Raw genomic sequence first — 21778 nt, 5'->3', positions numbered from 1 at the left:
GCCCGGCCTGCGACACCGCAGGCCGGGCGGCCTCCCGCACGAACAGCAGCAGTCGCCGAAGCGAGGCGGCGGACCTCTCGAAAAGGTGTCAACAATGGCAGTCGCCGTGCAGGGCGCTACCGGCAAGGGCAGCCGCGGGCGCGAGCCGCGCCCCGGCTTCGTGCAGCGCCTCCGGATCTCGTACAGCAAGTACTGGTACGCCTACGCGATGATCGCGCCGGTCGTGATCGTGCTCGGTGTCCTGGTCGGCTATCCGCTGGTCCAGGGCGTGTACTACACGCTCACCGACGCCAACAGCCTGAACGTGGGCCGCCAGATCGGGGTCAACCACATCCCGGACAGCTTCCGGTTCGTGGGCTTCGACAACTACGCCGACGTGCTCTGGGGACCGGGCTCGTACGAGCGGTTCTGGTCGCACTTCGTGTGGACCGTCGCCTGGACGGCCATCTGCGTCTGCCTGCACTACTCGATCGGCCTCGGCCTCGCCCTGCTGCTCAACCAGAAGCTGCGCGGCCGCGGCGTCTACCGCATGCTGCTGATCCTGCCCTGGGCCGTCCCGACCTTCGTCACGGTCTTCTCCTGGCGTCTGATGCTCGCCGACGGCGGCGCCATCAACGGCATCCTCGGCACCCTCGGCCTGCCGGAGCCCGCCTGGCTCTCCGAGCCGCTGGCCCAGAAGGCCGCCGCGATCATCGTCAACACCTGGGTCGGCGTGCCGTTCATGATGATCTCGCTGCTCGGCGGTCTGCAGTCGATCCCCGGCGAGCTCTACGAGGCCGCCGAGATGGACGGCGCCTCGGCCTGGCAGCAGTTCCGGTACGTGACCCTGCCCGGCCTGCGCAACGTCAGCAGCACCGTCGTCCTGCTCGGTGTGATCTGGACCTTCAACCAGTTCGCGGTCATCTTCCTGCTGTTCGGCGCCGGCGCCCCGGACGCCCAGATCCTGGTCACCTGGGCCTACCGCCTGGGCTTCGGCCAGATGCCGCGCGACTACGCGCAGTCCGCCACCTACGGCGTCCTGCTGCTGTCCATCCTGATCGTCTTCACCAGCTTCTACCGCCGCTGGCTGGCCCGCACCGAGCAGGCGAACGGATGACGACCGCTACCGCACCGCAGGCCGGCGACCACCACGAGGCAGGTACCCCGATGACCGTCACCACCGAACGCCCCACCGCCGCGGCCCCCGCCGCCGCCCGCCCGGCCCGGGTCCGCCCCCGCGGCGAGCGCGGCCCGCTCGGCACCGCGCTGCTGCACGGCGCGCTGGTCCTGGCCAGCCTGATCGCGCTCTTCCCGGTGGTCTACATCGGCTTCGTCTCGCTCGGGCCCGGCGAGATGGACTACCTGCACCCCGGCGACATCTTCGGCAAGGCCAGCCTGGCGAACTACAGCAAGGTGCTGGGCGACACCGACTTCTTCAGCTGGTTCGGCAACTCGGTGATCGTGGCCGGCGGCACCACCGTGGTCGGCGTCCTGGTCGCGGCGAGCACCGGCTACGCGGTCTCCCGGATGCGCTTCCCGGGCCACCGCCAGCTGATGTGGACCCTGCTGCTGACCCAGATGTTCCCGATCGCCGTGCTGATCGTCCCGATGTACACGATCCTTGCCAGCCTCCAGCTGCTGGACAGCTACCTCGGCCTGATCCTGGTCTACTCGGGCACCACCGTGCCGTACTGCGCCTGGCTGCTGAAGGGCTACTTCGACACCATCCCGGTGGAGATCGACGAGGCGGGCCGGGTCGACGGGCTCTCGCCGTTCGGCACCTTCTGGCGGCTGATCATGCCGCTGGCCCGCCCGGGCCTGGCGGTGGCGGCCTTCTACTCCTTCCTCACCGCCTGGGCCGAGGTCGCCTTCGCCTCGACGTTCATGCTCAGCTCCGGCAAGTACACCCTCGCCGTCGGTCTGCAGACCTTCGTCAGCGAGCACGACCACCAGTGGAACCTGATGGCCGCCGCCGCCGTGCTCATCGCACTGCCCGCGGCCCTGGTCTTCTACCTCGTCCAGCGCCACCTGGTCACCGGCCTCACCGCCGGTGCCGCCAAGTCCTGACCACCGTCGGGCACGCGCACCACATCACGCCTGCTGCCGCGTACCGGCCGCCCGCACGGACGGCCGGGACGCTACCTACGTCCTGTGAGGGATGACAGTCCATGACCCAGAACCTGGCCGACACCTCCCGGCCCGCCGCCGCTCCGATCGCTGCGAACGCCGGTGCCTCCAGAGGCTGGTGGCGGGACGCGGTCATCTACCAGGTGTATCCGCGCAGTTTCGCCGACGGCAACGGCGACGGCATGGGCGACCTGCCGGGCATCCGCAGCCGCCTGCCGTACCTGCGCGACCTCGGCGTGGACGCCGTCTGGCTGTCCCCCTTCTACGCCTCGCCGCAGGCCGACGCCGGCTACGACGTGGCCGACTACCGCGCGGTGGACCCGATGTTCGGCACCCTGCTGGACGCCGACGGCCTGATCCGCGACGCCCACCGGCTGGGCCTGCGGATCATCGTGGACCTGGTCCCCAACCACTCCTCCGACCAGCACGAGTGGTTCCAGCGCGCCCTGCGCGAGGGCCCCTCCTCCCCGCTGCGCGAGCGCTACCACTTCCGCCCGGGCAAGGGCGCCGAGGGCGAACTGCCGCCCAACGACTGGGAGTCCATCTTCGGCGGTCCGGCCTGGACCCGCACCGTCGACCCGGACGGCACCCCCGGCGACTGGTACCTGCACCTGTTCGCCCCCGAGCAGCCCGACTTCAACTGGGACAGCCCGGCCGTCGCCGACGAGTTCCGCTCGATCCTGCGGTTCTGGCTGGACATGGGCGTGGACGGCTTCCGGATCGACGTCGCGCACGGCATGGTCAAGGCCCCCGGCCTGCCCGACCTCGGCTCGCACGACCAGCTCAAGCTGCTCGGCAGCGACGTGATGCCGTTCTTCGACCAGGACGGCGTGCACGAGATCTACCGCAGCTGGCGCAAGATCCTCGACGAGTACCCCGGCCAGCGGATCGGCGTCGCCGAGGCCTGGACCCCGACCGTCCAGCGCACCGCCAACTACGTCCGCCCGGACGAGCTGCACCAGGCCTTCAACTTCCAGTACCTGGGCACCCACTGGGACGCCGCCGCGCTGCGCGAGGTGATCGACGTGTCGTTGGACGCGATGCGCCCGGTGGACGCGCCCGCGACCTGGGTGCTCTCCAACCACGACGTCACCCGGCACGCCACCCGCTTCGCCAACCCGCCCGGCGGCACCCAGATCCGTACCGCCGGCGACCGTGAGCTCGGCCTGCGCCGCGCCCGCGCCGCCACCCTGCTGATGCTCGCCCTGCCCGGTTCGGCCTACGTCTACCAGGGTGAGGAGCTGGGCCTGCCCGACGTCACCGACCTGCCCGACGAGGTCCGCCAGGACCCGTCGTTCTTCCGCCAGGCCGGCCAGGACGGCTTCCGCGACGGCTGCCGCGTCCCGATCCCGTGGTCCGGGACCGAGGCGCCGTACGGCTTCGGCCCGACCGCCGGCGGCCCGAGCTGGCTGCCGCAGCCGGCGTCCTGGGCCGAGCTGAGCGTCGAGGTCCAGACCGGCGACCCGACCTCCACCCTGGAGCTGTACCGCTCGGCGCTGGCCGTCCGCCGGGAGCACCCCGCGCTCGGCGCCGGCACCGAGGTCACCTGGCTGGACGCCCCCGAGGGCGTGCTGGCCTTCCGCCGGGACAGCGCCGAGGGCTCCTTCGTCTGCACCGTCAACGCCACCGCCGAGCCGGTCCGGCTGCCCGCGCCCGGCCGGCTCCTGCTGGCTTCGGCCGAGGTGACCGTGGTGGACGGGGAGAGCGTCCTGCCGACGGACTGCGCCATTTGGTGGGCGGTCTGACGTGGTTGCAATAGGCTCTGGGATCGTGACTACGGCGCGACTCTCAGACATTGCGGCACAGGCAGGGGTCAGCGAGGCGACCGTCAGCCGGGTGCTCAACGGCAAGCCGGGCGTCTCGGCGGCCACTCGACAGACCGTGCTGGCCGCGCTCGACGTGCTCGGCTACGAACGGCCGACCCGCCTGCGCACCCGCAGCGCCGGCCTGATCGGACTGATCACCCCGGAGCTCAGCAACCCGATCTTCCCCGCGCTGGCCCAGGTGATCGAGCAGGTGCTGAGCCGGCACGGCTTCACGCCGGTGCTCTGCACCCAGTTGCCGGGCGGGTCCACCGAGGACGAACTGGTCGAGATGCTGGTCGAGCGGGGGGTGGCGGGCATCGTGTTCGTCTCCGGCCTGCACGCCGACACCACGGCCGACCACGACCGGTACGCCAGGCTGACCGGGCGCCAGGTCCCGTTCGTGCTGATCAACGGCTACAGCGAGAAGATCTCCGCGCCGTTCATCTCGCCGGACGACCGCACCGCGATGTGGATGGCCGTCCAGCACCTGGTCGAGCTCGGCCACGAGCGGATCGGCCTGGCGGTCGGCCAGCGCCGGTACGTCCCGGTGCTGCGCAAGATCGAGGGCTTCACCGCGGCCGTCCAGGAACTGCTGGGACGCACCGCCGAGCAGGTCCAGGAGCTGATCCAGCCCACCCTGTTCAGCGTGGAAGGCGGTGACGCGGCCGCGGGCGCCCTGCTGGACAAGGGCTGCACCGCGATCGTCTGCGGCAGCGACATGATGGCCCTGGGCGCGATCCGGGCGGTGCGCCGGCGCGGCCTGTCGGTGCCGCACGACGTCTCGGTGGTCGGCTTCGACGACTCGCCGCTGATCGCCTTCACCGAGCCCCCGCTGACCACCATCCGCCAGCCGGTCGAGGCGATGGCCACGGCCGCCGTGGACGCCCTGCTGGAGGAGGTCGGGGGGAACCTCGGACAGCGCGCCGAGTACATGTTCCAGCCCGAGCTGGTGATGCGCGGCTCCACCGGAGCGGTGGCCAACGGGCGGTAGCCCGGCCCCTTGTGCCCCCCTGCCCGTGCGAACAGCCCCGGAGAGAGTCTCTCCGGGGCTGTTGCGCACGTTCTCGGGGGTGGAGGGAGCTCAGCCCTCCTCGACGACCGGCCGTGGCTGGTTCAGTCGCTGCCCGTCGGCCGCGTCGCCGGTCCGCGCCTCGGTGCGCCGGGTGCGGTCGAGGTAGTCCCGAACGACCAACTCGACCGCGTCCTGCGGGCTCCTGGTACCGGACTGCAGCATCACCTCGATGGCCAGATCGGCGTCGAGGGTGATGGTGACCTTCGCCATGGCGTGCTCTCCCGGGTCGGTGGGCTCGCCGCAGCATAGGCCCGGACCCCCGGAGCCGACCAGGGTCTCCGGGGGACGGGGCCGCCGATCAGGTGTCAGATCCGGCCGGCGAAGTCCGGGGCCCAGTTGGCGATGGTCTCGGTCCGCACACCGGCGCTCGGGTTGGCGGCCTCGACGTAGGTGCCGTTGCCGACGTACAGCGCGACGTGGTAGACGCCCGAGTTGCTGCCGTTGTTGGACCAGAACAGCAGGTCGCCGGGCTGGAGGCTGTCCAGCGAGACGCGGGTGGAGGTGTCCGCCTGGTCCGCGGCGACGCGGGGCAGCGAGACGCCGGCCTGGCGGTAGGCCGCCTGGGTGAGGCCGGAGCAGTCCCAGCCACCGTCGCTGCTGCCGCCGTAGACGTAGGCCTGGCCGACCTTGGACAGCGCGAAGTTGATCGCCGCGGCCTTGGAGCCGGTCGCCTGGGTGGCGGCGGCGGGCTTGGCGGCGGTGCTCGCGGCCGGTGCGGCCGGAGCGGCGGGCGCCTCGGCGGCGGCCGGGGCGGCGGTCTGGACGCCGTCACCGAGGTCGAGGTGCTGACCCGGGTAGATGACGTGCGGGCCGGCCGTCAGGGTGGCCTTGTTCAGCTCGTAGAGCTTCTCCCAGCCGCCCTGGACGTGGTTCTTCTCGGCGATGTGGGACAGCCAGTCGCCGGCCACCACGGTGTAGTCGTGGCTGCCGTGCTCCTTGGAGCCGTTCCACTTCTTGCCGGACCACTGGTGGGTGCCCTCGGCGGGCGTGGTGCTCCCGGCCTTCGGCGCGGCGGCCTGGGGCGCGGCCGGCTTCGCGGCAGCCGGCTTCGGGGCGGCCTGGGTGGTGGTGGCCGCGGCGCCGGTGTCGATCTGCGGGGCCTCGCCACCCTTGGTCAGGCCGGCCTGGACGGAGCAGACCGGCCAGGCGCCGGGGCCCTGGGAGGCCAGCACCTTCTCGGCGACGGCGATCTGCTGGTCCTTGGTGGCCTGGTTGGCCTGCGGGGCGTACGCGGTGCCACCGAAGGCGGCCCAGGTGCTGGAGGTGAACTGGAGGCCACCGTAGAACCCGTTGCCGGTGTTGATGCTCCAGTTGCCGGACGACTCGCACTGGGCGACCTTGTCCCAGGTGGCCACCGAGGCGGCGGAGGCGGATCCGGCGGTCAGGCACGGGATGGTGAGACCGATGCCGACGACACCGGTGGTGGCGATGATGCGGCGGGCACGCTTGGAGGCGCTGATGGGCAGCATGAAGGTGCGTTCCTCTCCCACGCCTACGAGGTGAGCTGTCGGATTCGGGCTGGAGTTGCCCGGCCGCGCTGAGCACGGCTTCACCCCAAGCCCCGGACCGGTACCGAAATACCGCTCCCGGGCGACTTACCTGGTTCCCCCGCTCCTGCCCGTGGTGCGTTTCTGCAGTGCCAGCGCACCCGGCGGCAGGACTCGGCGTCCCGGGTGGCTGGGTCCGTGTGACCACGAACGTGGGAGGACATTAGGCAGACATAAGTTGAAACCGCAAATATGTGTGAGCGTCGTCACATCGTTCGCATCGTCCCTTCATGATCGATAAACCTCGATCGGACCGTTCATAATCGCTCGCTTTCGCGCAAAAGCCTTTAACGGATTGGGACTTGCCTATGCTTCAGTCGGAGAGTCGGAATCGAGGCCTGAATGAGGGCTGAGCGATCATGGAGTTCGAGCACAGACCGCCGGAGCCTGTGAACGGCGCCGACGGCGCGACGCCCAGGCCGGGACGACCCAGGTCACACCGGGCCGAACCGGACCATAAGGGGCGTATCGCCCGGCGCGCGCTGCTGATCTGGGGGGCCGTCGGAATCGTCGCGGCCGTCACCGGTGAGGAGCTGGTCCGTCAGACACCGGTCGGCTTCCGTCGGCCGCGCCCGGGCCGTACCGAGGCCGCCGCCTCCCCGAGCGGCCACCAGCACGACGCCACACCCGCACCGAGCGCCACGCCCGCGCAGCCCGCCCCACCGCCGCCGACCGTGGCGGAGGGCGGCCGCCGCTGGTCCGACCCGGCCGGCTGGGGCGGTGCCGTCCCCGGGCCGAAGTCGGCGGTGCGGATCACCGATCAGGTGCTGCTCGACGCGGACGCGTCGGTGGGCTCCCTGCTGATCGAGCCCACCGGCTCGCTGGTCTTCGCCAAGGAGCACAGCCTCACCCTCGACTCGGCCGGCAACATCGAGGTCCGCGGCAGCCTGGTCCTGGCCCCCGCCGACACCGCCGTGCACACGGTGAGGTTCCCGAACGTGGACGAGCGCAGGTTCAAGGGCGGCGGCATGACCGTCGTCGACTCCGACACCGGGCTCTGGGTCGGCGGCGCCGGGTACCTTCGCCTGGACGGCGCCGCCCGGACGGCCTGGGTGCGGGCCGCCGGAGCGCTCAAGGCCGGCGACACCGGCATCACCCTCGCCTCCGCCCCGACCGGCTGGAAGGCCGGCGACGAACTGGCCGTCACCCCGACCGCGGCCCCCGACGGCGAGGACTTCTCCAACCAGTACGACCTGTGCACGGTCCGTCAGGTCAACGGCAGCACGGTGCTCCTTGACGGCCCGTTGAAGCACGCCCACCCCCGGGTCGCGGTCGGCGGCGGCGTCACGGTCGGCGCCGAGGTGCTCAACCTGACCCGCAACGTCCGGATCGAGGGCACCGAGCAGGGCCGGGCCCACATCCACCTCACCAGCTCCCGCCGCGCGGACGTCCGGCACGCCGCGCTGCGCTGGCTGGGCCCGCGCGCCGAGGGCAGGGAGAAGTGGAACGGAAAGCCCGTCACCGAGCCGGTGCTGGGCCGGTACGGGCTGCACTTCCACATGCTGGCCGACGCCAGCCGGGGCACCGTGGTGGAAGGGGTGGTGGTCCGGGACGCGGGCAACCACGCCTTCGTCCCGCACATGAGCCACGGCGTCACCTTCCGCAGCTGCATCAGCCACAACACCTGGGAGGACGCCTACTGGTGGGACGGGCCGCAGGACACCCGGACCCCGCAGGGCCCGTCCGACGACATCGGCTACGAGTCCTGCGTCGCCTCCCGGACGGTCTTCGAGCCCAACCCGCGCGGCTACCGGCTGACCGGCTTCAGCCTCGGTGCGGGCACCGGGAGCAAGGCCACGGACTGCGTGGCCGTCGGCGTCCAGGGGGCCACCGGCGCCTCCGGGTACGAGTGGCCGGAGACCAGCGAGGGGGTGTGGACCTTCGAACGGTGCCTGGCCCACAACAACCTGGAGAACGGCATCTTCGTCTGGCTCAACGCCCAGCACCACCACACCGTGAGCCAGTTCGTCGCCTACCACAACGGCGGCTGGGGCATCGAGCACGGCGCGTACCTGAACGACTTCGACTACACCGCGAGCGTCCTGTACGGCAACGCGGCAGGCGGCGTGGCCGTACACGCGCTCGGCCGGGACAAGGGGACCGTCTTCGACGGCCTGCTGATCGACGCCGCCGGACAGTCCGACTACGCCGTCTCCACCGCCAAGCACCAGCTGGCCGGGCAGCCGGTGACGGTCAGCCGCTGCCGCCTGACCGGCTACCGGAAGGCCGGCGTGGCCTTCCGGGCGACCACCGACGGCGAGCCGGACGACATCCAGGTGCTGGACTGCTCCTTCAGCGGCAACGAGGTCTGGCTGGACCCGGAGTCACCCGCCCCCAAGCGGATCGTGCTGCGCAAGGCCGGGGACGGCCAGGCCGTCGAGGTGAGCAAGTCCGGGGGCGGCAAGGCCGCTCCGGCCGAGTGGAACGCCTCGGTCGCGCCGGTCAGCGTGCCGGACGGCCCGCGCCAGCCGGTCACCCCGTCGCTCAGGCTGAGCGACACGGCGGCCACGACGTCCCGCCTCACGGCCTGACCGCGGTACGTCCGGCGCACCACGAGAACCGGCCTCGGCCCCCGACGATGGGGGCCGAGGCCGATGTCGTGTGCGGACGCGTCCGGTCGGGGTCAGCCGGCCGGCTGCTCCTCGACCGGCTCCTCGACGGGCGCAGCCGGCGGCAGCTCCGCCATGTAGATACCGGCGATCAGCTGACCGACGGTCGGGTAGGCACCCAGCGGCGCGGCGCTCGGGCAGCCGGTCTCCTCGGCGGCCGTGGCCAGCAGCTCCGGGTCGGCCTCGGGGCCGATCACCAGCGGCGCGAGGGCGGGACGCTGCGAACCGGTGGCCCGCAGGTGCTCGACGGCCGCGACCACCGAACCCGGGACGTCCAGCGCGGCGGCCACCACGGGCACGGCGAGCCGGGCGGCCAGCAGCACGCCGGTGATCCCGGCGGCCGTGGCGGCCTCCTCGCCGCCGACGACGGTCAGCACGATGCCGTCCGCGGCGGTGGTGATCGCGAACAGCCGGGCCCGGTCGGCGCGGGCCAGACCGGCCTCGGAGAGCCGTACGTGGACGGCCTCGGCCAGCAGCGGGTGCGGGCCGAGCGCGTCGGTGACCGGGGAGCCGGCGGCGGCGGCGACCTCGGCCAGCTCGGCCAGCCGGCCGTGCGGGCCGGTCAGCAGCGGGACGACGACCGGCGCCGGGTACCCGGCGTTGGTGGCCTGCGCGAGCAGCTCGGCGACCGTAACGGCGTCCTGGGCGCTCTCGCTGACAGTCAGATAGGCGGCTGCGGCCTCGATGCCGGGCTGCTCGCTGCGCACGATCGACAGCAGCTCGTCCACCACGGGACGGGACTCCGGACCGGCATCGGCGGGCACCGCGAGCACGAGGGCCGGCGAACCGGCCGGGACCTCGGGGCGCTCAGGACGGCGGTGGCGCCCCCGCGCACGGGAGCCTGGCGTACGGACGGGCAGTGGCGCGCCCGGGATCGCTGCGGTGCTCATGGCGGAGATCGTAGGACATTCGCCCGACTTGGCTGCAGTCGGATCCCAGGACTGGGTGAAAGCTCCCAGGTCAAACGGGGCATTTTCGGTCAAATCATCCGCCTTCCCGTGCCGGGCTCCTGACGCTCCGGCGATTCCACCGTGACGCGGCTCACAGCGGCCCGAGGTGACTGCCCGTGAGGGCGCCGACCCGGCTCGAAGATCGACGCCGCGCTTTTCGCGGTGTACGGACGGTTATCGGGGCTGCTGTGCTTCGTTCCACTATGCCCCTGAATGTGCGGTCGGCCGGTGCGGTGTGAGGGATTCACGACTTCGGTAATGGCGTGCATCGGCACGGGCGCCATCCCGTGCTGATGCACGTGCAGCCGGGCTATCATCACGTCAGGTGAGGAGATCGCCGCTCGATCGGGGAGATTTCAATGCGTGAGGCTTTCAACGGCATGGCTGCTGCGGACCTCGACGGGGTGGTCTGGCAGAAGAGTCGGCACAGTAACTCCCAGGGGAACTGTGTGGAGTTCGCGGCGCTGCCCGGCGGAGACGTCGCGATGCGGAACTCGCGTTTTCCGGACGGTCCGGCCCTGATCTACACCCGGGCCGAAATCGCGGCGCTGCTGCTCGGCGTGAAGGACGGGGAGTTCGACCACCTCGGCGCGGGAGCGAACTGACGCCCCGGCCGACGGGCGCAGCACACAGAGCAGCAGGGGCGGGCTGGGCCGTCGTGGGCAGTCGCCACGGCGGCCTTGGTGTTTTCTCGGGAGTTCCGAGCGTGTTGACCGGCCCTTGACGCGGCCTGTCGTGGCGCCGTTCGGCGGCGCGGTCCCGGCGGCATGGCCGGGCGTCCCGGACGGAGGGGCGGTCCGGGACGGGTGAGGGCGGGTCAGGCCGACCGGCGGTGCCGTCCGGCGGCGGGGCCCTCGGGCGCCGCCTCGAACAGGGCCCAGACCACCTTCCCCGCGCCGGCCAGCGGGTGCCAGCCCCAGGAGCGGCTGAACGAGTCCACCAGGTGCAGCCCGCGGCCGGACTCCGCGACGAAGTCGGCCTCCCGGGCCACCGGCCCGGTGCTGCTCGGATCGCTCACCGCGCAGACCACCTGCGGCGAGCGGTGAACCAGGCTTATTCGGATCGGCAGCGCCGCGTCCGCGGCCTGCCTGGGCCCGGGCTGCATCGGCAGCCGCGCCGGCTCGGCCGCGCCCAGGGCGTGCCGGAGCGCGTTGGTCACCAGCTCGGAGGCGACCAGGGAGACGTCGTCGAAGAGCTCTCCGAGGCCCCAGCCCTGCAGCGTCGATCTCGCGAACTCGCGTGCGGTTCTCACGGCTTCGAGGCGAGGAGCGAGGGTACAGCTGACCACGTGGGGGTCGGTCGCCAGCGCCGTTCCGGTGCTCATGAAGAGCTCCTCCCATAAGGGGGCCGACACGGCTGGACCCGCCGGGGTCATGCCGGTCACCTCCGACTCGCTCGGCCGCGCGGCCGCTGCGCCCGACGACCACTCGCGCGCACGCGAATCCGGCTGCGCGAACGGCGCTGCCGGGTCCGGCGTGCGGATCGCGCATGTGGTCGAGGCGGAGCCCGCGGGATTGCCAGGGGTGTGCAGGTGCACGTGCACCATGGTCCTCTGCGCTCACTGCAGATGCAAGAGTCGATTCACGTGCAGTCGGGGTATTGGCATATGCAAGCGCCGGATGCACGTGCAAGATGGTGGATGTGATGCAGAACTGGTAGATCGTTGCACCAGTACAGGCACCGAGAGCGCTCAACTGATGGCAGACTGTGCGCTGTTTGCCCGAGGTGGAGGTTTCGACCGCATGACCACAGTTCAGCCCGGTGGTGGCTCGATGGTGCGCCGAATCCTCCTCGGCTCCCAACTACGCCGCCTGCGCGAAGGACGCGCCATCACCCGCGAGGACGCCGGCTACGCCATCCGCGCCTCCGAGTCCAAGATCAGCCGAATGGAGCTCGGCCGGGTCAGCTTCAAGGAGCGTGACGTCGCCGACCTGCTCAGCCTCTACGGCGTGCACGACGGCACCGAGCGCGAGGCCCTGCTCGGCCTGGTCCGCGAGGCCAACAAGTCCGGCTGGTGGCACAGTTTCACCGACGTGCTGCCCAACTGGTTCCAGACCTACATCGGTCTGGAGGAGGCGGCCGCCCTGATCCGCACCTACGAGGTGCAGTTCATCCCCGGCCTGCTCCAGTGCGAGGAGTACGCCCGCGCGATCTTCGGCCAGAGCCGCCCCGCGCTCGCCGAGGAGGAGATCGAGCGCCGGGTCAGCCTGCGGATGCGCCGCCAGAGCCTGCTGATGGACCCGCAGGGCCCCAAGCTGTGGGCCGTCATCGACGAGGCGGCGCTGCGCCGCCCGGTCGGCGGGCCCAAGGTCATGCGCGCCCAGGTCCAGCACCTGATCGACATGTCCGAGCACGCCAACGTGGTGGTGCAGGTGATGCCGTTCCGGTTCGGCGCGCACGCCGGCGAGAGCGGCGCGTTCTCCATCCTCCGCTTCCCCGAGCAGGACCTGGCGGACGTGGTGTACCTGGAGCAGCTCACCAGTGCGCTCTACCTCGACAAGCGGGACGACGTCGACGCCTACATCCAGGTCATGGAGCGGCTCTGCGTGGACAGCCTGACCCCGGGCCAGACCGTCGACCTGCTCGCCACCATCCTCAAGGACCGCTAGGCAGCCCTCCCGGGCCGGTGCGGGGGCCGGTCAGCCCCGCACCGACGGCTGCAGCCTGACCGGCGCCAGGGGCTGCGGCGGCACGCCCAGCTCCCAGGCCAGGCCGTAGCGGGCGAACAGGTCGGCCCGGATCGGCGCCAGCGGCGTCGACGCCCCCGGCAGCAGCACCCCGATGCAGGCGCCCATCAGCGCGCTGCGCAGCACCGCGTGCTCGGCCACCGGATCGGCCGCTCCCCAGTCGCTCAGCAACTCGCGCAGGATCCCGCCGAGTTGCTGCTGCTCCGGGTCCTGCACGAAGGAGCCGGCATCGGGCTCCAGGATCAGTGCGAGGTGGGAGCGCATCACCAGCGGGTGGTCGATCGCCACCTGGACCACCGCGTCGATCGCCCGGGCCAGCCGGGCGTCGGGGCAGGCCCCGGGCGGCAGTTCGGCGAGGGCGGCGGCCAGCTCCAGGTGCATCAGCCGGTGGGTGGCGGCCTGCATCAGCAGCCGTTTGCCGTCGAAGTAGTAGGACACCAGCCCGCGGGCCAGCCCGGCCCGTTCCGCTATGTCGCCCAGCGTGGTGCGGGCGTATCCCCGCTGGTCGACCAGCTCGATCGTGGCCCGGAGGATGCGGCGGCGGGAGCGTCGGCGCATCTCCTCATTGACCGATTCCCCGCGAGGTGCCATCGTGTCTGCTCCGTACGTTCATTGGCTCCCGGCCAATATACTGGCCGGGTCACCCGCCACAGGTGGGATCCGGGTACTTCCGGACATCGCCCCACGGCGGTACGCCGAGGTGCCGGCTCCACCAACACGGGGGTTTGGTGGAGCCGGCACCCGGATGAGCGGATCCCGCGGACTCAGCGCTCGGACAGCACCTGCCCCTCGGCCGCCTGCTCGCGCCCGGCCCCGGCCCGGTGGTCGGTGAGCGGCTCGTAGCGGTAGTCGGGTACCGGGGCCGGCGCCTTGGCCCGCCGCTCCAGCGCCGCGCCGACCAGGGTGACCAGCAGCCCGAGCGCCGCGATCCCGGTGACCAGCAGCAGCGCCGGCCGGTAGCCGTCCAGCTGGGCCTGCGGGCTCTCGCCGCCGCCGCTGCCCGCGGTGATCACGGCGGTGGTGACGGCCAGCACGATCGCGCTGCCGACCTGGAAGGCCGTGTTCACCAGACCGGAGGCCAGGCCCTGCTCCTCGTCCGCGACCCCGCTGGTGGCGTTGATGTTGACGGAGGGGAAGGCGAGCGCGAAGCCGATGCCCAGCAGCACCATGCTCGGCAGCACCAGGGCGACGAAGCTGCTGTCCTCGCCCAGCTGCAGGAAGTACGCGTAGCCGGCGGTCAGCGCCAGGACGCCGATGGGCAGCAGCCGTCCGGTGCCGAAGCGGTCGATGATCGCGCCCATCCTGGTCGCGGACAGCGCCACCAGCGCGCCGGCCGGGAGCAGGCCGAAGGCCATCTCCAGCGCGGACCAGCCGAGCAGCCGCTGCAGGTAGAGCGTGGTGATGAACTGGAAGCCCGCGTACGAGCCGAAGATGGTGAAGGCGGTCAGGTTGGCCCGGGCCACCCCGCCGTTGCGGAAGATGCCGAGCCGGACCAGCGGGTGGGCGGTGCGCGACTCGATCAGCAGGAAGGCGGTGGCGAGGACGGCCACCACGACCAGCGAGCCGAGGGTCCGCAGGCTCGCCCAGCCCGCGCTCTGGGCCTCGGTCAGGGTGAAGACCAGCAGCAGCAGGGCGCCGGTACCGGTGATCGCGCCGGCCACGTCGTACCCGGCCCTGCCACGCTCGGGCGCGGCCTGACGGGGGAGCAGGCGGATCGCGAAGACCAGCGCCAGCAGGGCGACCGGGACGGGCATCAGGAACGTCCAGCGCCAGCCGGCCGAGGTGAGCAGGCCGCTGAGCACCAGGCCGAGCGAGAAGCCGCTGGCGCCGCAGGTGGTGTAGATGCTGAGCGCGCGGTTGCGGGCCGGGCCCTCGGCGAAGGTGGTGGTGATGATGGACAGGCCGGCCGGCGCGGTGAAGGCGGCGCTGACCCCCTTGAGGAAGCGGGCGCCGATCAGCAGTCCGCCGTCGTCCACCAGGCCGCCGAGCAGGGAGGCGCCGGCGAACACGGCGAGTGCGACCAGGAAGACCCGCCGGCGTCCGAGCAGGTCGGCCGCGCGTCCGCCGAGCAGCAACAGGCCGCCGTAGCCGAGCACGTAGCCGCTGACCACCCACTGCAGGGTGGAGGTGGAGAGGTGCAGGTCCGCGCCGATGGAGGGCAGGGCGACGCCGACCATGGAGACGTCGAGGGCATCGAGGAACATCGCGGCGCACAGGACGACCAGGGTGCCCCAGAGGCGCGGGCTCCACCGGGTGTCCGACTGGCCGCCGACGGAGGCGGGATGGGCTGAGGTCATGACAGGAGACTACATGCATGTGCATTGACTGCAAGTGCATTTAATGTGGGTGCAATAAGTTCCTGTGCATGTGCTAGTCTGGCCGGGTGACTGAACTCGACACCGCCCCCGACACGGCCCTGGTCGCCGAGTGGCGAGCGCTGCTGGCGCGCCACGCGGCCGCCTCCTGCGCGCTCGACCGGGAGCTGGGGGAGCGGCACGACCTCGGCATGAGCGAGTTCGAGGTGCTGGAACGCCTCTGGGAGGACGAGCGCCGGCCCCGCGAGGCCGCGCTGCGGGTGCAGGACCTCGCCTGCACGGTGCACCTCAGCCAGAGCGCGCTGTCCCGCCTGATCGGCAGACTGGAGAAGGCCGGGCTGGTCGAGCGGGCGATGTGCCAGGCCGACCGGCGGGGCATCTACGTCGTCCTCACCGAGGCCGGCCGCGACCGCTACCAGCAGGCCCGACCGCTGCACCGCGAGATCCTGGCCCGCACCCTGACGGACGAGGACGCCCGCGGCTGCTGACGGGCTCCACCGTCCACGGCCCGGTCGGCGGGTGTGGCTAGAGCAGCGCGGACAGCCCCGGCCAGGCGGCGAGCAGGACGGCCGCGGCTGGCGCGGCGAGCGCCGCCAGGGTCAGCCGCAGCCGGTGGCCGGGCCGCAGCCGCGGCTCGCCCGCCAGCAGCCGGTCCACCCGGCGCGGGGACTGCGCGAGCTGCTGGGGTGTGCACGAACCGAAAACCCCGCGGCCGGAGTTGAGCTCGACCAGGGCGAGTGCCGTGGTCAGCCGGCCGTGCCGGCGGGCCGCCCGGTCGTCGGCGGCCAGTTCGACCAGCTCGCCGACCTGGTCGCGGAAGGCGCTGAAGACCCAGACGCCCGGGAAACCGTCGGCCAGTGCCTGCGCGCACTGGGACAGCCAGTGGTGCCTGGCCCGGACGTGGCCGCGCTCATGGCTGAGGACCGCCGCCAGCTCCTGCCCGGTCAGCTGCTGCAGCGCCCCGGTGGTGACCACCAGCCGGGCCGCCGGGCCGGGCAGGGACCAGGCTTCCGGCCGGACGTCCTCCAGGACCACCAGCCGTTCCCTGGCCCGCTCGGCCGCGCCGAGCCCGGCCGGCAGCTCGGGTGCGGACCGGCTGAGCCGGGAGTGCTGACGGCCTCGCAGCGTCCGCGCGGACCGGATCTCCCGTGCCAGCGACACCGCGGTCCACAGGCCGCCCGCCGCCAGCAGCGCGGCCCAGAGCCGGCCCCAGCCCGCCGCGCCCGCCAGGCCGTAGGCCTCCTCGACGCCGTGCGGCGCACCCGCGAACACCAGGGCGCGCAGCTCGGGCAGGGCGGCGGCGCAGGCGAGCAGCAGACCGAGTACGCAGCACAGCAGCACCGCGGCCACCAGGCACTGCCACACGCACAGGGCCAGCACCGGTTCGCGCTCGGGCCAGCGGGCCCTGGCCAGTCGGCCGGGGACCACGGTGGCAAGCAGCAGTCCGAGGAGCAGCAGGCTGAGCAGGGCCGTCATGGCAGTGGCTCCCCCCGGGGAGAACGGGCGCGCGGCAGTGCGCAGCCCCAACCTATGCGCCCGCCACGCCTCTTGGTGCTTCTTGCCGACAGCAGTGACCAAGACCACGTGTCGGGACCACGTGCCGGGACCACGTGCCGGAGGCCCGGCGGCGGCCGGCCCGGGTCAGCCGGTCGGTTCCTCGGACAGCAGCAGCATGCCGGACCGGACCTCGTCCTCGGTCACGTCGGCCAGTCCCAGGATGACGCCGGTCCCGCCGCCGGCCGGCGGCCCGAAGCACGCCCGCATCAGCGCGAAGGAGGCGACCGTCACCTGTCGGCGGACGCCCGGGCCGGAGAGCCAGAGGCGGTCGCCCGCGGCGACCTCGCCCCCGAAGAGCAGGGCGGTCGCCCCCAGACCGAGCTTCGGGTCGGTGAAGACTTGGTCCAGCTCCAGATGCACCATCGGTCGTGCGCTCCTGTCGGGCGAGTGTTCGAGGTCGTCGCCCAACGGTAGGACGTCACCGTCCGCGCGCGAGTCCGGCCGGGCCGACCCGGAGCGGGGGCTGTCACATCGTCAGCAGCATGGCGAACATCCCGATCCCCATGGCCACCCGGCAGGCCCGTCCGAGTCCGCCGTCGGCGGGGGCGGGCCGCGGGCCGGCCGGCGCGGAGAGCAGACGGCTGCCGCTCCACAGCGCGTAGCCGCCGAAGTAGACCAGCAGGACCCCGGTCACGGCCGGCAGCCCGGGGGCCGAGGTGTGGTGCGCGTGGGCCGGCGGGCTCCCCATCGCGAGCGCCATGTACACCATGGCGAGCGCCCCGATGCCGTGGTGCAGCCGGTGCGCGCCCGGCCCCGGCACGGACCTCGGTGCGGGCCCCGGCGCGGTACGCGCCAGCACCGGTCCGAGCGCGCCCAGCAGCAGCGCGCCGGCCGGCACGGTGAACAGCCAGCCCCAGAGCGGGCCGGGCAGCAGGGTCATCCCCGCCATGCCGAGGGCCATCAGGGCCTCGGCGGTGTCCGACTCCCGGTCCGGCCGGTGGCCCGCCGCTCCGACGCAGCCGGGGCCGCGCAGCCGTACCAGGCAGAGGGCCGCGGCGCCCACGGCCAGGGCGGCGACCAGCCAGGTGACCAGGGCCGGACCGTGCATGGACGCCCCCTCGACCGACGTGCAGACGGGTTCAGGGTCCACGGTCGCGGAGGCCCGGCATCCGCAGGCAGGGCGCGTGAGGGGCGCACTGGGGCTTGCACCCCGAAACGGCCGCCCGCTGTGCGAGGGTGGCGGGAGACGCGACGACAGGGGGGATCCGGATGGGAGCAGCGGGTGACGACAGCTGGGTTCTGTGGATCACCATCGCGGTGATGGTGGTCTCGGGTCTGGCGCTGGCGCTGAACACCGGCGGGGTGGCCGAGAAGTGCTTCCGGCTCGGCGCGCGCTCCTGGCGTCCGCTCGGCTCCGCGACCCCGGGCACGCTCCGGCGGATCGGCGCCTGGTGGGCGTCGCTGGGCGGGCTGATGGTGCTGGCCGAGGTCGTCCGGGTCGGCGCCGGCGGCTGACGCCGAGTGGCGTCCACCCCGTCCACCCCGTCCACCCCGTCCGCCGAGTGACGTTCACCCCGTCCGCCGGGGCGCGTCCGCTCCGGGAGCTCCGGGCCGCCGGCTCAGGGGGCGATCGGCAGCTGCCGCTTGTGCTCGGTGAGCCGGTAGCGGCGGACGACGGCCTCGAAGGCGGCCCCGTCGACCGGCTCGCCCTCCAGGAAGTCGTCGATGTCGTCGTAGGTGACGCCGAGGGCCTCCTCGTCCGGCTTGCCCGGGTCCAGGGTCTCCAGGTCGGCGGTCGGGGTCTTCCAGATCAGCTCGGCCGGCGCACCCAGGGCCTGCGACACGGCCCGGACCCGCCGCTTGGTGAGGCCGGTGAGCGGGACGACGTCGGCCGCGCCGTCGCCGAACTTGGTGAAGAACCCGGAGACCGCCTCGGCGGCGTGGTCGGTGCCCACCACCAGGCCGTCGTGGGCGCCCGCCACCGCGTACTGCGCGACCATGCGCTGCCGGGCCTTGATGTTGCCGTGCACGAAGTCCTGGTGGTGCGGGTCGCGGAAGACCGTGCCGCCGGCCAGCACCGCCTCCAGCGCGGCGTCGCAGGCGGGCTTCACATCGACGGTCAGGATCCGGTCGGGCCGGATGAACTCCAGCGCCAGCTGGGCGTCCTTCTCGTCGGCCTGGGTGCCGTACGGCAGCCGCATCGCGAAGAACGTCGCCTCCCGTCCGTCGGCCCGGACCCGCTCGACCGCGAGCTGGCACAGCCGGCCCGCGGTCGTGGAGTCGACGCCGCCGCTGATCCCCAGCACCAACGCGCGCAGGCCCGTGGAGAGCAGCCGGTCGGTGAGGAAGGCCACCCGGCGTTCGATCTCGTGGTGCACCTCGAAGGACGGGCTCACCTGCAGATCCCGGGCGATCTCCTGCTGCACGGCGGTGGACGCCAGGTCGGTCACGGTTGCTCCTCGGTCGGGCCCGCGGGGAAGGTCGGCAGGAGCCGCCGGGCCGGGGCCACCAGCGCGTGTCGGGGGACGGAAGCACTCTAGAGGAAGGCCGCGGAGCCCTGCGGCCCCTGTTCCCCGGCGGGCGCCGCGAACCGTCCCGCGCCGGTGGTCCGCCGGAGGAAGCGGCGGGTGCGCTCCTCCCGGGGATCTCCGAGCACCTGCTCCGGCGGCCCCTGTTCGAGCACCACCCCGGCGTCCAGGAAGCAGACCTGGTCGGCCACCTCGCGGGCGAAGTCCATCTCGTGGGTGGAGATCACCATCGTCATGCCCTGCTCCTTGAGGTCACGGACCACCCCGAGCACCTCACCGACCAGTTCGGGGTCGAGCGCCGCGGTGATCTCGTCCAGGAGCAGCAGCCGGGGCTCGGTGGCCAGCGCCCGGACGATCGCGACCCGCTGCTGCTGCCCGCCGGAGAGCCGGTCCGGGTACGCGCCGGCCCGGTCCGCCAGACCGAGCCGGGCGAGCAGTTCGAGCGCCTTCGCCTCGGCCTCGGCCCGTCCGACCCGGTGCACCCGGCGCGGGGCGAGGGTGATGTTCTGCAGCACGGTCAGGTGCGGGAACAGGTTGTAGGACTGGAAGACCACGCCGATCCGGCGCCGTACCGCGTCCTGGTCGGCCCGCGGGTCGGTGATCTCCTCGCCGTCCAGGAAGACCGCGCCGTCGTCGATCTCCTCCAGCAGGTTGACGCAGCGGATCAGCGTCGACTTGCCCGAGCCGGAGGCGCCGATCAGCGCGGTCACGGAGTGCGCCGGTACGGTCAGGTCGACGTCGCGCAGCACGGGCTGCCCGCCGAAGGCCTTGCGTACCGACTCCAGCTCCAGCACCGGTGTCGCGGTCGTGCTCACACCGCACCTCCTTGGTGTTCACGGCGGGCCGTCCGGGCGCTCACCCAGTCGGTGAACCTGGTCAGCGGGACGGTCAGGGCGACGAAGACCAGCGCCGCGACCAGGTACGGGGTGTAGTTGAAGGTCCGCCCGGTGATGATCTTGGCGGCGTAGACCGCGTCGATCACCCCGCCGATCGAGACCAGCCCGCTGTCCTTCTGCAACGACACCAGCTGGTTCAGCAGCGGCGGCACCACCCGTCGTACCGCCTGCGGCAGCACCACGTACCGCATCGCCTGGGCGTTGCTCAGCCCCAGCGAGCGCGCCGCCGCCCGCTGGCTCGGGTGCACGGCCTGGATGCCCGCCCGGAACACCTCCGAGACGTACGCCGAGTACGTCAGCACCAGCGCCGCCCCGCCCAGCAGCAGCGGATCGGCGGTGACACCGGTGAGCCGCAGCGCCGGCACGCCCGTGATCAGGATCAGCAGGCAGATGATCAGCGGCAGGCCGAGGAAGAAGTCCACGTACGCGGTGGCCAGCAGCCGCACCGGCAGCAGCACCGGCCCGCGCAGCGTGCGCAGGATCGCCAGCAGCAGCCCGAACACCAGGATCAGCGCCCCGCAGACCACCGTCAGCTCCAGATTGACCCACAGGCCCTCCAGCACCTTGGGCAGCGCCTCGCGGGCCCGCCGCGGATCGAGGAAGGTCTCCCGGGTGCGCTGCCACCCCGGCGAGGCGACCACCACCAGCCCGATCACCAGCGCGGTGACGGCGGTGCTCGCGCAGGCCACCAGCACGGCCCGGCGCGAGCGCCGCCGACGGTACGCCTCCCGCGCCAGCCGGCGCTCCGACGGCCGGTAGCCGTCCGCCGCCCGCCGCGCCGCCGTGGCCGGGCCGCTCACCTGAGCACCGGCGCGGAGACCGCGTCCGACAGCCACTGCTTCTCCAGGGCCGCGAGCGTGCCGTCGGCGCGCAGCCCCTCGACGGCCTGCCCGACGCAGCCGGTCAGCGCACTGCCCTTGTCCAGCACCAGGCCGAACTCCTCCGGGGCGGCGCCGGTGCCCTCCAGCTGCCCGACCACCTGGGCGTCCGTCACCTCGGCCCCGGTGACGAAGAAGGCGGTCGGCAGATCCAGGACCAGGGCGTCGATCTGACCGTTCTTCAGCGCGCTCTTCGCCAGGTCGTTGCTGTCGAAGACGGCCGGCTGGACGGACGGCCTGATCTGGTCCGTGACGGCGGCCAGGCTGGTGGTGCCGACCTGCGCGCCGAGCTTGGCGCCCTTGAGGTCCGCCAGGCTCTTCGCGGAGGCGAACTTCGAGCCCTTGAGCGCCACCACCGTCTGCCGCACCCGGTAGTAGCCGGGGGAGAAGTCCACCGCCTGCCGGCGCTCCTCGCTCACCGACACCTGGTTGACGTCGAAGTCGAAATCCTTGGCCCCGGGCGCGAACGCCTTGTTGAACGGGCTCACCACCCAGCTCACCCTCTCCTTCGGGTACCCGAGCCGCTCCGCCACCGCGTAGGCCACCGCGGCCTCGTACCCCTTGCCGTTGGCGGGGTCGTCACCGGAGAACCACGGCTCGTACGCGGGCTTGTCCGTCCCGACGGTCAGCGTGCCCGACTTCAGGGTCGCCAGCGCCCCCTTGGCGCAGGGCCCGGCCGCGGCACCGGTACCGGCGGCCGCGGAGTCCGCGGTGGACTGCGGCGCGCAGCCGGCGAGCGCGGTGGCGGCCAGCAGCAGCGCGGCCAGGACCGCCGGACGGGCGGCCGAGGGGACGGGAAGGGACGTCATGGCAGGACTCCAGAGCTCGGAAGAGGGAGCGGTCGCAGAGACGGGCGCCGGGGCCGGTGGGGTGTGCGAGGACCCGGCG

At 72.6% G+C, this 21778-nt stretch carries 22 protein-coding genes and 1 riboswitch; of the genes, 9 read left to right on the top strand and 13 right to left on the bottom strand.

Annotated elements, in window-relative coordinates:
- Positions 1–94: 94 nt before the first annotated feature.
- The 4 genes from OG871_RS09000 (at position 95) to OG871_RS08985 (ending at position 4902) form a co-directional block, all read left to right on the top strand.
- Positions 95–1096, top strand: a complete 1002-nt coding sequence (locus OG871_RS09000) for a carbohydrate ABC transporter permease (protein WP_371495735.1) — start codon at positions 95–97, stop codon at positions 1094–1096.
- Positions 1093–2046, top strand: a complete 954-nt coding sequence (locus tag OG871_RS08995) for a sugar ABC transporter permease (protein WP_371495734.1) — start codon at positions 1093–1095, stop codon at positions 2044–2046. Before OG871_RS09000 ends, OG871_RS08995 begins: the two co-directional genes overlap by 4 nt.
- A 101-nt stretch (positions 2047–2147) precedes the next feature.
- Positions 2148–3851: a glycoside hydrolase family 13 protein gene (locus OG871_RS08990; protein WP_371495733.1), complete on the top strand. Its 1704-nt coding sequence runs from the start codon at positions 2148–2150 to the stop codon at positions 3849–3851.
- 25 nt (positions 3852–3876) lie between these two features.
- Positions 3877–4902, top strand: a complete 1026-nt coding sequence (locus OG871_RS08985; protein WP_371495731.1) for a LacI family DNA-binding transcriptional regulator — start codon at positions 3877–3879, stop codon at positions 4900–4902.
- Positions 4903–4992: 90 nt separating this feature from the next.
- Here OG871_RS08985 and OG871_RS08980 read toward each other — a convergent pair whose 3' ends face one another.
- Positions 4993–5193, bottom strand: coding sequence for a hypothetical protein (locus OG871_RS08980; protein ID WP_371495729.1), 201 nt, complete (start codon positions 5191–5193; stop codon positions 4993–4995).
- Between the two features lie 95 nt (positions 5194–5288).
- The gene (locus OG871_RS08975) at positions 5289–6452 is read right to left on the bottom strand and encodes a transglycosylase family protein (RefSeq protein WP_371495727.1); all 1164 of its coding nucleotides are present in this window, start codon (positions 6450–6452) and stop codon (positions 5289–5291) included.
- 5 nt (positions 6453–6457) lie between these two features.
- Positions 6458–6619, bottom strand: a riboswitch (cyclic di-AMP (ydaO/yuaA leader).
- A gap of 270 nt (positions 6620–6889) precedes the next feature.
- Between OG871_RS08975 and OG871_RS08970 the strand changes: the two genes are divergently transcribed.
- The gene (locus tag OG871_RS08970; protein WP_371495726.1) at positions 6890–9061 is read left to right on the top strand and encodes a hypothetical protein; all 2172 of its coding nucleotides are present in this window, start codon (positions 6890–6892) and stop codon (positions 9059–9061) included.
- A gap of 92 nt (positions 9062–9153) precedes the next feature.
- On the opposite strand, the gene OG871_RS08965 is transcribed toward OG871_RS08970, so the two are convergent.
- On the bottom strand, positions 9154–10029 hold the full coding sequence (locus OG871_RS08965; RefSeq protein WP_371495724.1) for a hypothetical protein: 876 nt from the start codon (positions 10027–10029) through the stop codon (positions 9154–9156).
- A 419-nt stretch (positions 10030–10448) separates the two neighbouring features.
- Between OG871_RS08965 and OG871_RS08960 the strand changes: the two genes are divergently transcribed.
- Positions 10449–10694, top strand: a complete 246-nt coding sequence (locus OG871_RS08960; RefSeq protein ID WP_371495722.1) for a DUF397 domain-containing protein — start codon at positions 10449–10451, stop codon at positions 10692–10694.
- Positions 10695–10906: 212 nt separating this feature from the next.
- On the opposite strand, the gene OG871_RS08955 is transcribed toward OG871_RS08960, so the two are convergent.
- On the bottom strand, positions 10907–11413 hold the full coding sequence (locus OG871_RS08955) for an ATP-binding protein (RefSeq protein ID WP_371495720.1): 507 nt from the start codon (positions 11411–11413) through the stop codon (positions 10907–10909).
- A 418-nt stretch (positions 11414–11831) separates the two neighbouring features.
- Here OG871_RS08955 and OG871_RS08950 point away from each other — a divergent pair, with 418 nt between their 5' ends.
- A complete protein-coding gene (locus tag OG871_RS08950) occupies positions 11832–12698 on the top strand; it encodes a helix-turn-helix domain-containing protein (protein WP_371495718.1) in 867 nt (288 codons plus the stop codon).
- A gap of 30 nt (positions 12699–12728) precedes the next feature.
- Here the strand turns inward: OG871_RS08950 and OG871_RS08945 are convergent, their stop codons facing one another.
- Both OG871_RS08945 and OG871_RS08940 read right to left on the bottom strand, forming a co-directional pair.
- The gene (locus OG871_RS08945; protein WP_371495716.1) at positions 12729–13334 is read right to left on the bottom strand and encodes a TetR/AcrR family transcriptional regulator; all 606 of its coding nucleotides are present in this window, start codon (positions 13332–13334) and stop codon (positions 12729–12731) included.
- A 206-nt stretch (positions 13335–13540) separates the two neighbouring features.
- Positions 13541–15073, bottom strand: a complete 1533-nt coding sequence (locus OG871_RS08940; protein WP_371495715.1) for an MFS transporter — start codon at positions 15071–15073, stop codon at positions 13541–13543.
- 86 nt (positions 15074–15159) lie between these two features.
- Between OG871_RS08940 and OG871_RS08935 the strand changes: the two genes are divergently transcribed.
- Complete coding sequence (locus OG871_RS08935) at positions 15160–15579, top strand: MarR family transcriptional regulator (protein ID WP_371495713.1); 420 nt, start codon at positions 15160–15162, stop codon at positions 15577–15579.
- Between the two features lie 37 nt (positions 15580–15616).
- Here the strand turns inward: OG871_RS08935 and OG871_RS08930 are convergent, their stop codons facing one another.
- From OG871_RS08930 to OG871_RS08920, 3 genes are all read right to left on the bottom strand, one after another.
- Positions 15617–16567 carry a M56 family metallopeptidase gene (locus tag OG871_RS08930; protein ID WP_371495711.1) on the bottom strand — a complete coding sequence of 317 codons (951 nt, stop codon included), beginning with the start codon at positions 16565–16567 and terminating at the stop codon, positions 15617–15619.
- A 165-nt stretch (positions 16568–16732) separates the two neighbouring features.
- The gene (locus OG871_RS08925; RefSeq protein ID WP_371495710.1) at positions 16733–17011 is read right to left on the bottom strand and encodes a hypothetical protein; all 279 of its coding nucleotides are present in this window, start codon (positions 17009–17011) and stop codon (positions 16733–16735) included.
- 103 nt (positions 17012–17114) lie between these two features.
- Positions 17115–17696, bottom strand: a complete 582-nt coding sequence (locus tag OG871_RS08920; RefSeq protein WP_371495708.1) for a DUF5134 domain-containing protein — start codon at positions 17694–17696, stop codon at positions 17115–17117.
- A gap of 161 nt (positions 17697–17857) precedes the next feature.
- Between OG871_RS08920 and OG871_RS08915 the strand changes: the two genes are divergently transcribed.
- On the top strand, positions 17858–18103 hold the full coding sequence (locus OG871_RS08915; protein WP_371495706.1) for a hypothetical protein: 246 nt from the start codon (positions 17858–17860) through the stop codon (positions 18101–18103).
- 104 nt (positions 18104–18207) lie between these two features.
- Here the strand turns inward: OG871_RS08915 and nadE are convergent, their stop codons facing one another.
- The 4 genes from nadE to OG871_RS08895 form a co-directional block, all read right to left on the bottom strand.
- The gene (gene nadE, locus OG871_RS08910) at positions 18208–19038 is read right to left on the bottom strand and encodes an ammonia-dependent NAD(+) synthetase (RefSeq protein ID WP_371495704.1); all 831 of its coding nucleotides are present in this window, start codon (positions 19036–19038) and stop codon (positions 18208–18210) included.
- 86 nt (positions 19039–19124) lie between these two features.
- Entirely contained in the window at positions 19125–19931 is an 807-nt protein-coding gene (locus tag OG871_RS08905; protein WP_371495703.1) for an amino acid ABC transporter ATP-binding protein, read from the bottom strand.
- Positions 19928–20812, bottom strand: a complete 885-nt coding sequence (locus OG871_RS08900; RefSeq protein ID WP_371495701.1) for an amino acid ABC transporter permease — start codon at positions 20810–20812, stop codon at positions 19928–19930. Before OG871_RS08900 ends, OG871_RS08905 begins: the two co-directional genes overlap by 4 nt.
- Positions 20809–21699 carry an ABC transporter substrate-binding protein gene (locus tag OG871_RS08895; RefSeq protein ID WP_371495699.1) on the bottom strand — a complete coding sequence of 297 codons (891 nt, stop codon included), beginning with the start codon at positions 21697–21699 and terminating at the stop codon, positions 20809–20811. Before OG871_RS08895 ends, OG871_RS08900 begins: the two co-directional genes overlap by 4 nt.
- Positions 21700–21778: the final 79 nt, after the last annotated feature.

The sequence above is a fragment of the Kitasatospora sp. NBC_00374 genome (assembly GCF_041434935.1).
Classification (GTDB): domain Bacteria; phylum Actinomycetota; class Actinomycetes; order Streptomycetales; family Streptomycetaceae; genus Kitasatospora.
This window is presented reverse-complemented; position numbering and strand designations above follow the sequence as displayed.

Excerpts from the sequence above, each read along its gene's own strand:
- OG871_RS08970 (WP_371495726.1), top strand. The coding sequence starts at position 6,890 with ATGGAGTTCGAGCACAGACCGCCGGAGCCTGTGAACGGCGCCGACGGC.
- OG871_RS08915 (WP_371495706.1), top strand. The coding sequence starts at position 17,858 with ATGGGAGCAGCGGGTGACGACAGCTGGGTTCTGTGGATCACCATCGCG.
- OG871_RS08960 (WP_371495722.1), top strand. The coding sequence starts at position 10,449 with ATGCGTGAGGCTTTCAACGGCATGGCTGCTGCGGACCTCGACGGGGTG.
- OG871_RS08990 (WP_371495733.1), top strand. The coding sequence starts at position 2,148 with ATGACCCAGAACCTGGCCGACACCTCCCGGCCCGCCGCCGCTCCGATC.
- OG871_RS09000 (WP_371495735.1), top strand. The coding sequence starts at position 95 with ATGGCAGTCGCCGTGCAGGGCGCTACCGGCAAGGGCAGCCGCGGGCGC.
- OG871_RS08945 (WP_371495716.1), bottom strand. The coding sequence starts at position 13,334 with ATGCGCCGACGCTCCCGCCGCCGCATCCTCCGGGCCACGATCGAGCTG.
- OG871_RS08995 (WP_371495734.1), top strand. The coding sequence starts at position 1,093 with ATGACGACCGCTACCGCACCGCAGGCCGGCGACCACCACGAGGCAGGT.
- OG871_RS08895 (WP_371495699.1), bottom strand. The coding sequence starts at position 21,699 with ATGACGTCCCTTCCCGTCCCCTCGGCCGCCCGTCCGGCGGTCCTGGCC.
- OG871_RS08925 (WP_371495710.1), bottom strand. The coding sequence starts at position 17,011 with ATGGTGCATCTGGAGCTGGACCAAGTCTTCACCGACCCGAAGCTCGGT.
- OG871_RS08950 (WP_371495718.1), top strand. The coding sequence starts at position 11,832 with ATGACCACAGTTCAGCCCGGTGGTGGCTCGATGGTGCGCCGAATCCTC.
- OG871_RS08965 (WP_371495724.1), bottom strand. The coding sequence starts at position 10,029 with ATGAGCACCGCAGCGATCCCGGGCGCGCCACTGCCCGTCCGTACGCCA.
- OG871_RS08920 (WP_371495708.1), bottom strand. The coding sequence starts at position 17,696 with ATGCACGGTCCGGCCCTGGTCACCTGGCTGGTCGCCGCCCTGGCCGTG.
- OG871_RS08980 (WP_371495729.1), bottom strand. The coding sequence starts at position 5,193 with ATGGCGAAGGTCACCATCACCCTCGACGCCGATCTGGCCATCGAGGTG.
- OG871_RS08940 (WP_371495715.1), bottom strand. The coding sequence starts at position 15,073 with ATGACCTCAGCCCATCCCGCCTCCGTCGGCGGCCAGTCGGACACCCGG.
- OG871_RS08930 (WP_371495711.1), bottom strand. The coding sequence starts at position 16,567 with ATGACGGCCCTGCTCAGCCTGCTGCTCCTCGGACTGCTGCTTGCCACC.
- OG871_RS08975 (WP_371495727.1), bottom strand. The coding sequence starts at position 6,452 with ATGCTGCCCATCAGCGCCTCCAAGCGTGCCCGCCGCATCATCGCCACC.
- OG871_RS08955 (WP_371495720.1), bottom strand. The coding sequence starts at position 11,413 with ATGAGCACCGGAACGGCGCTGGCGACCGACCCCCACGTGGTCAGCTGT.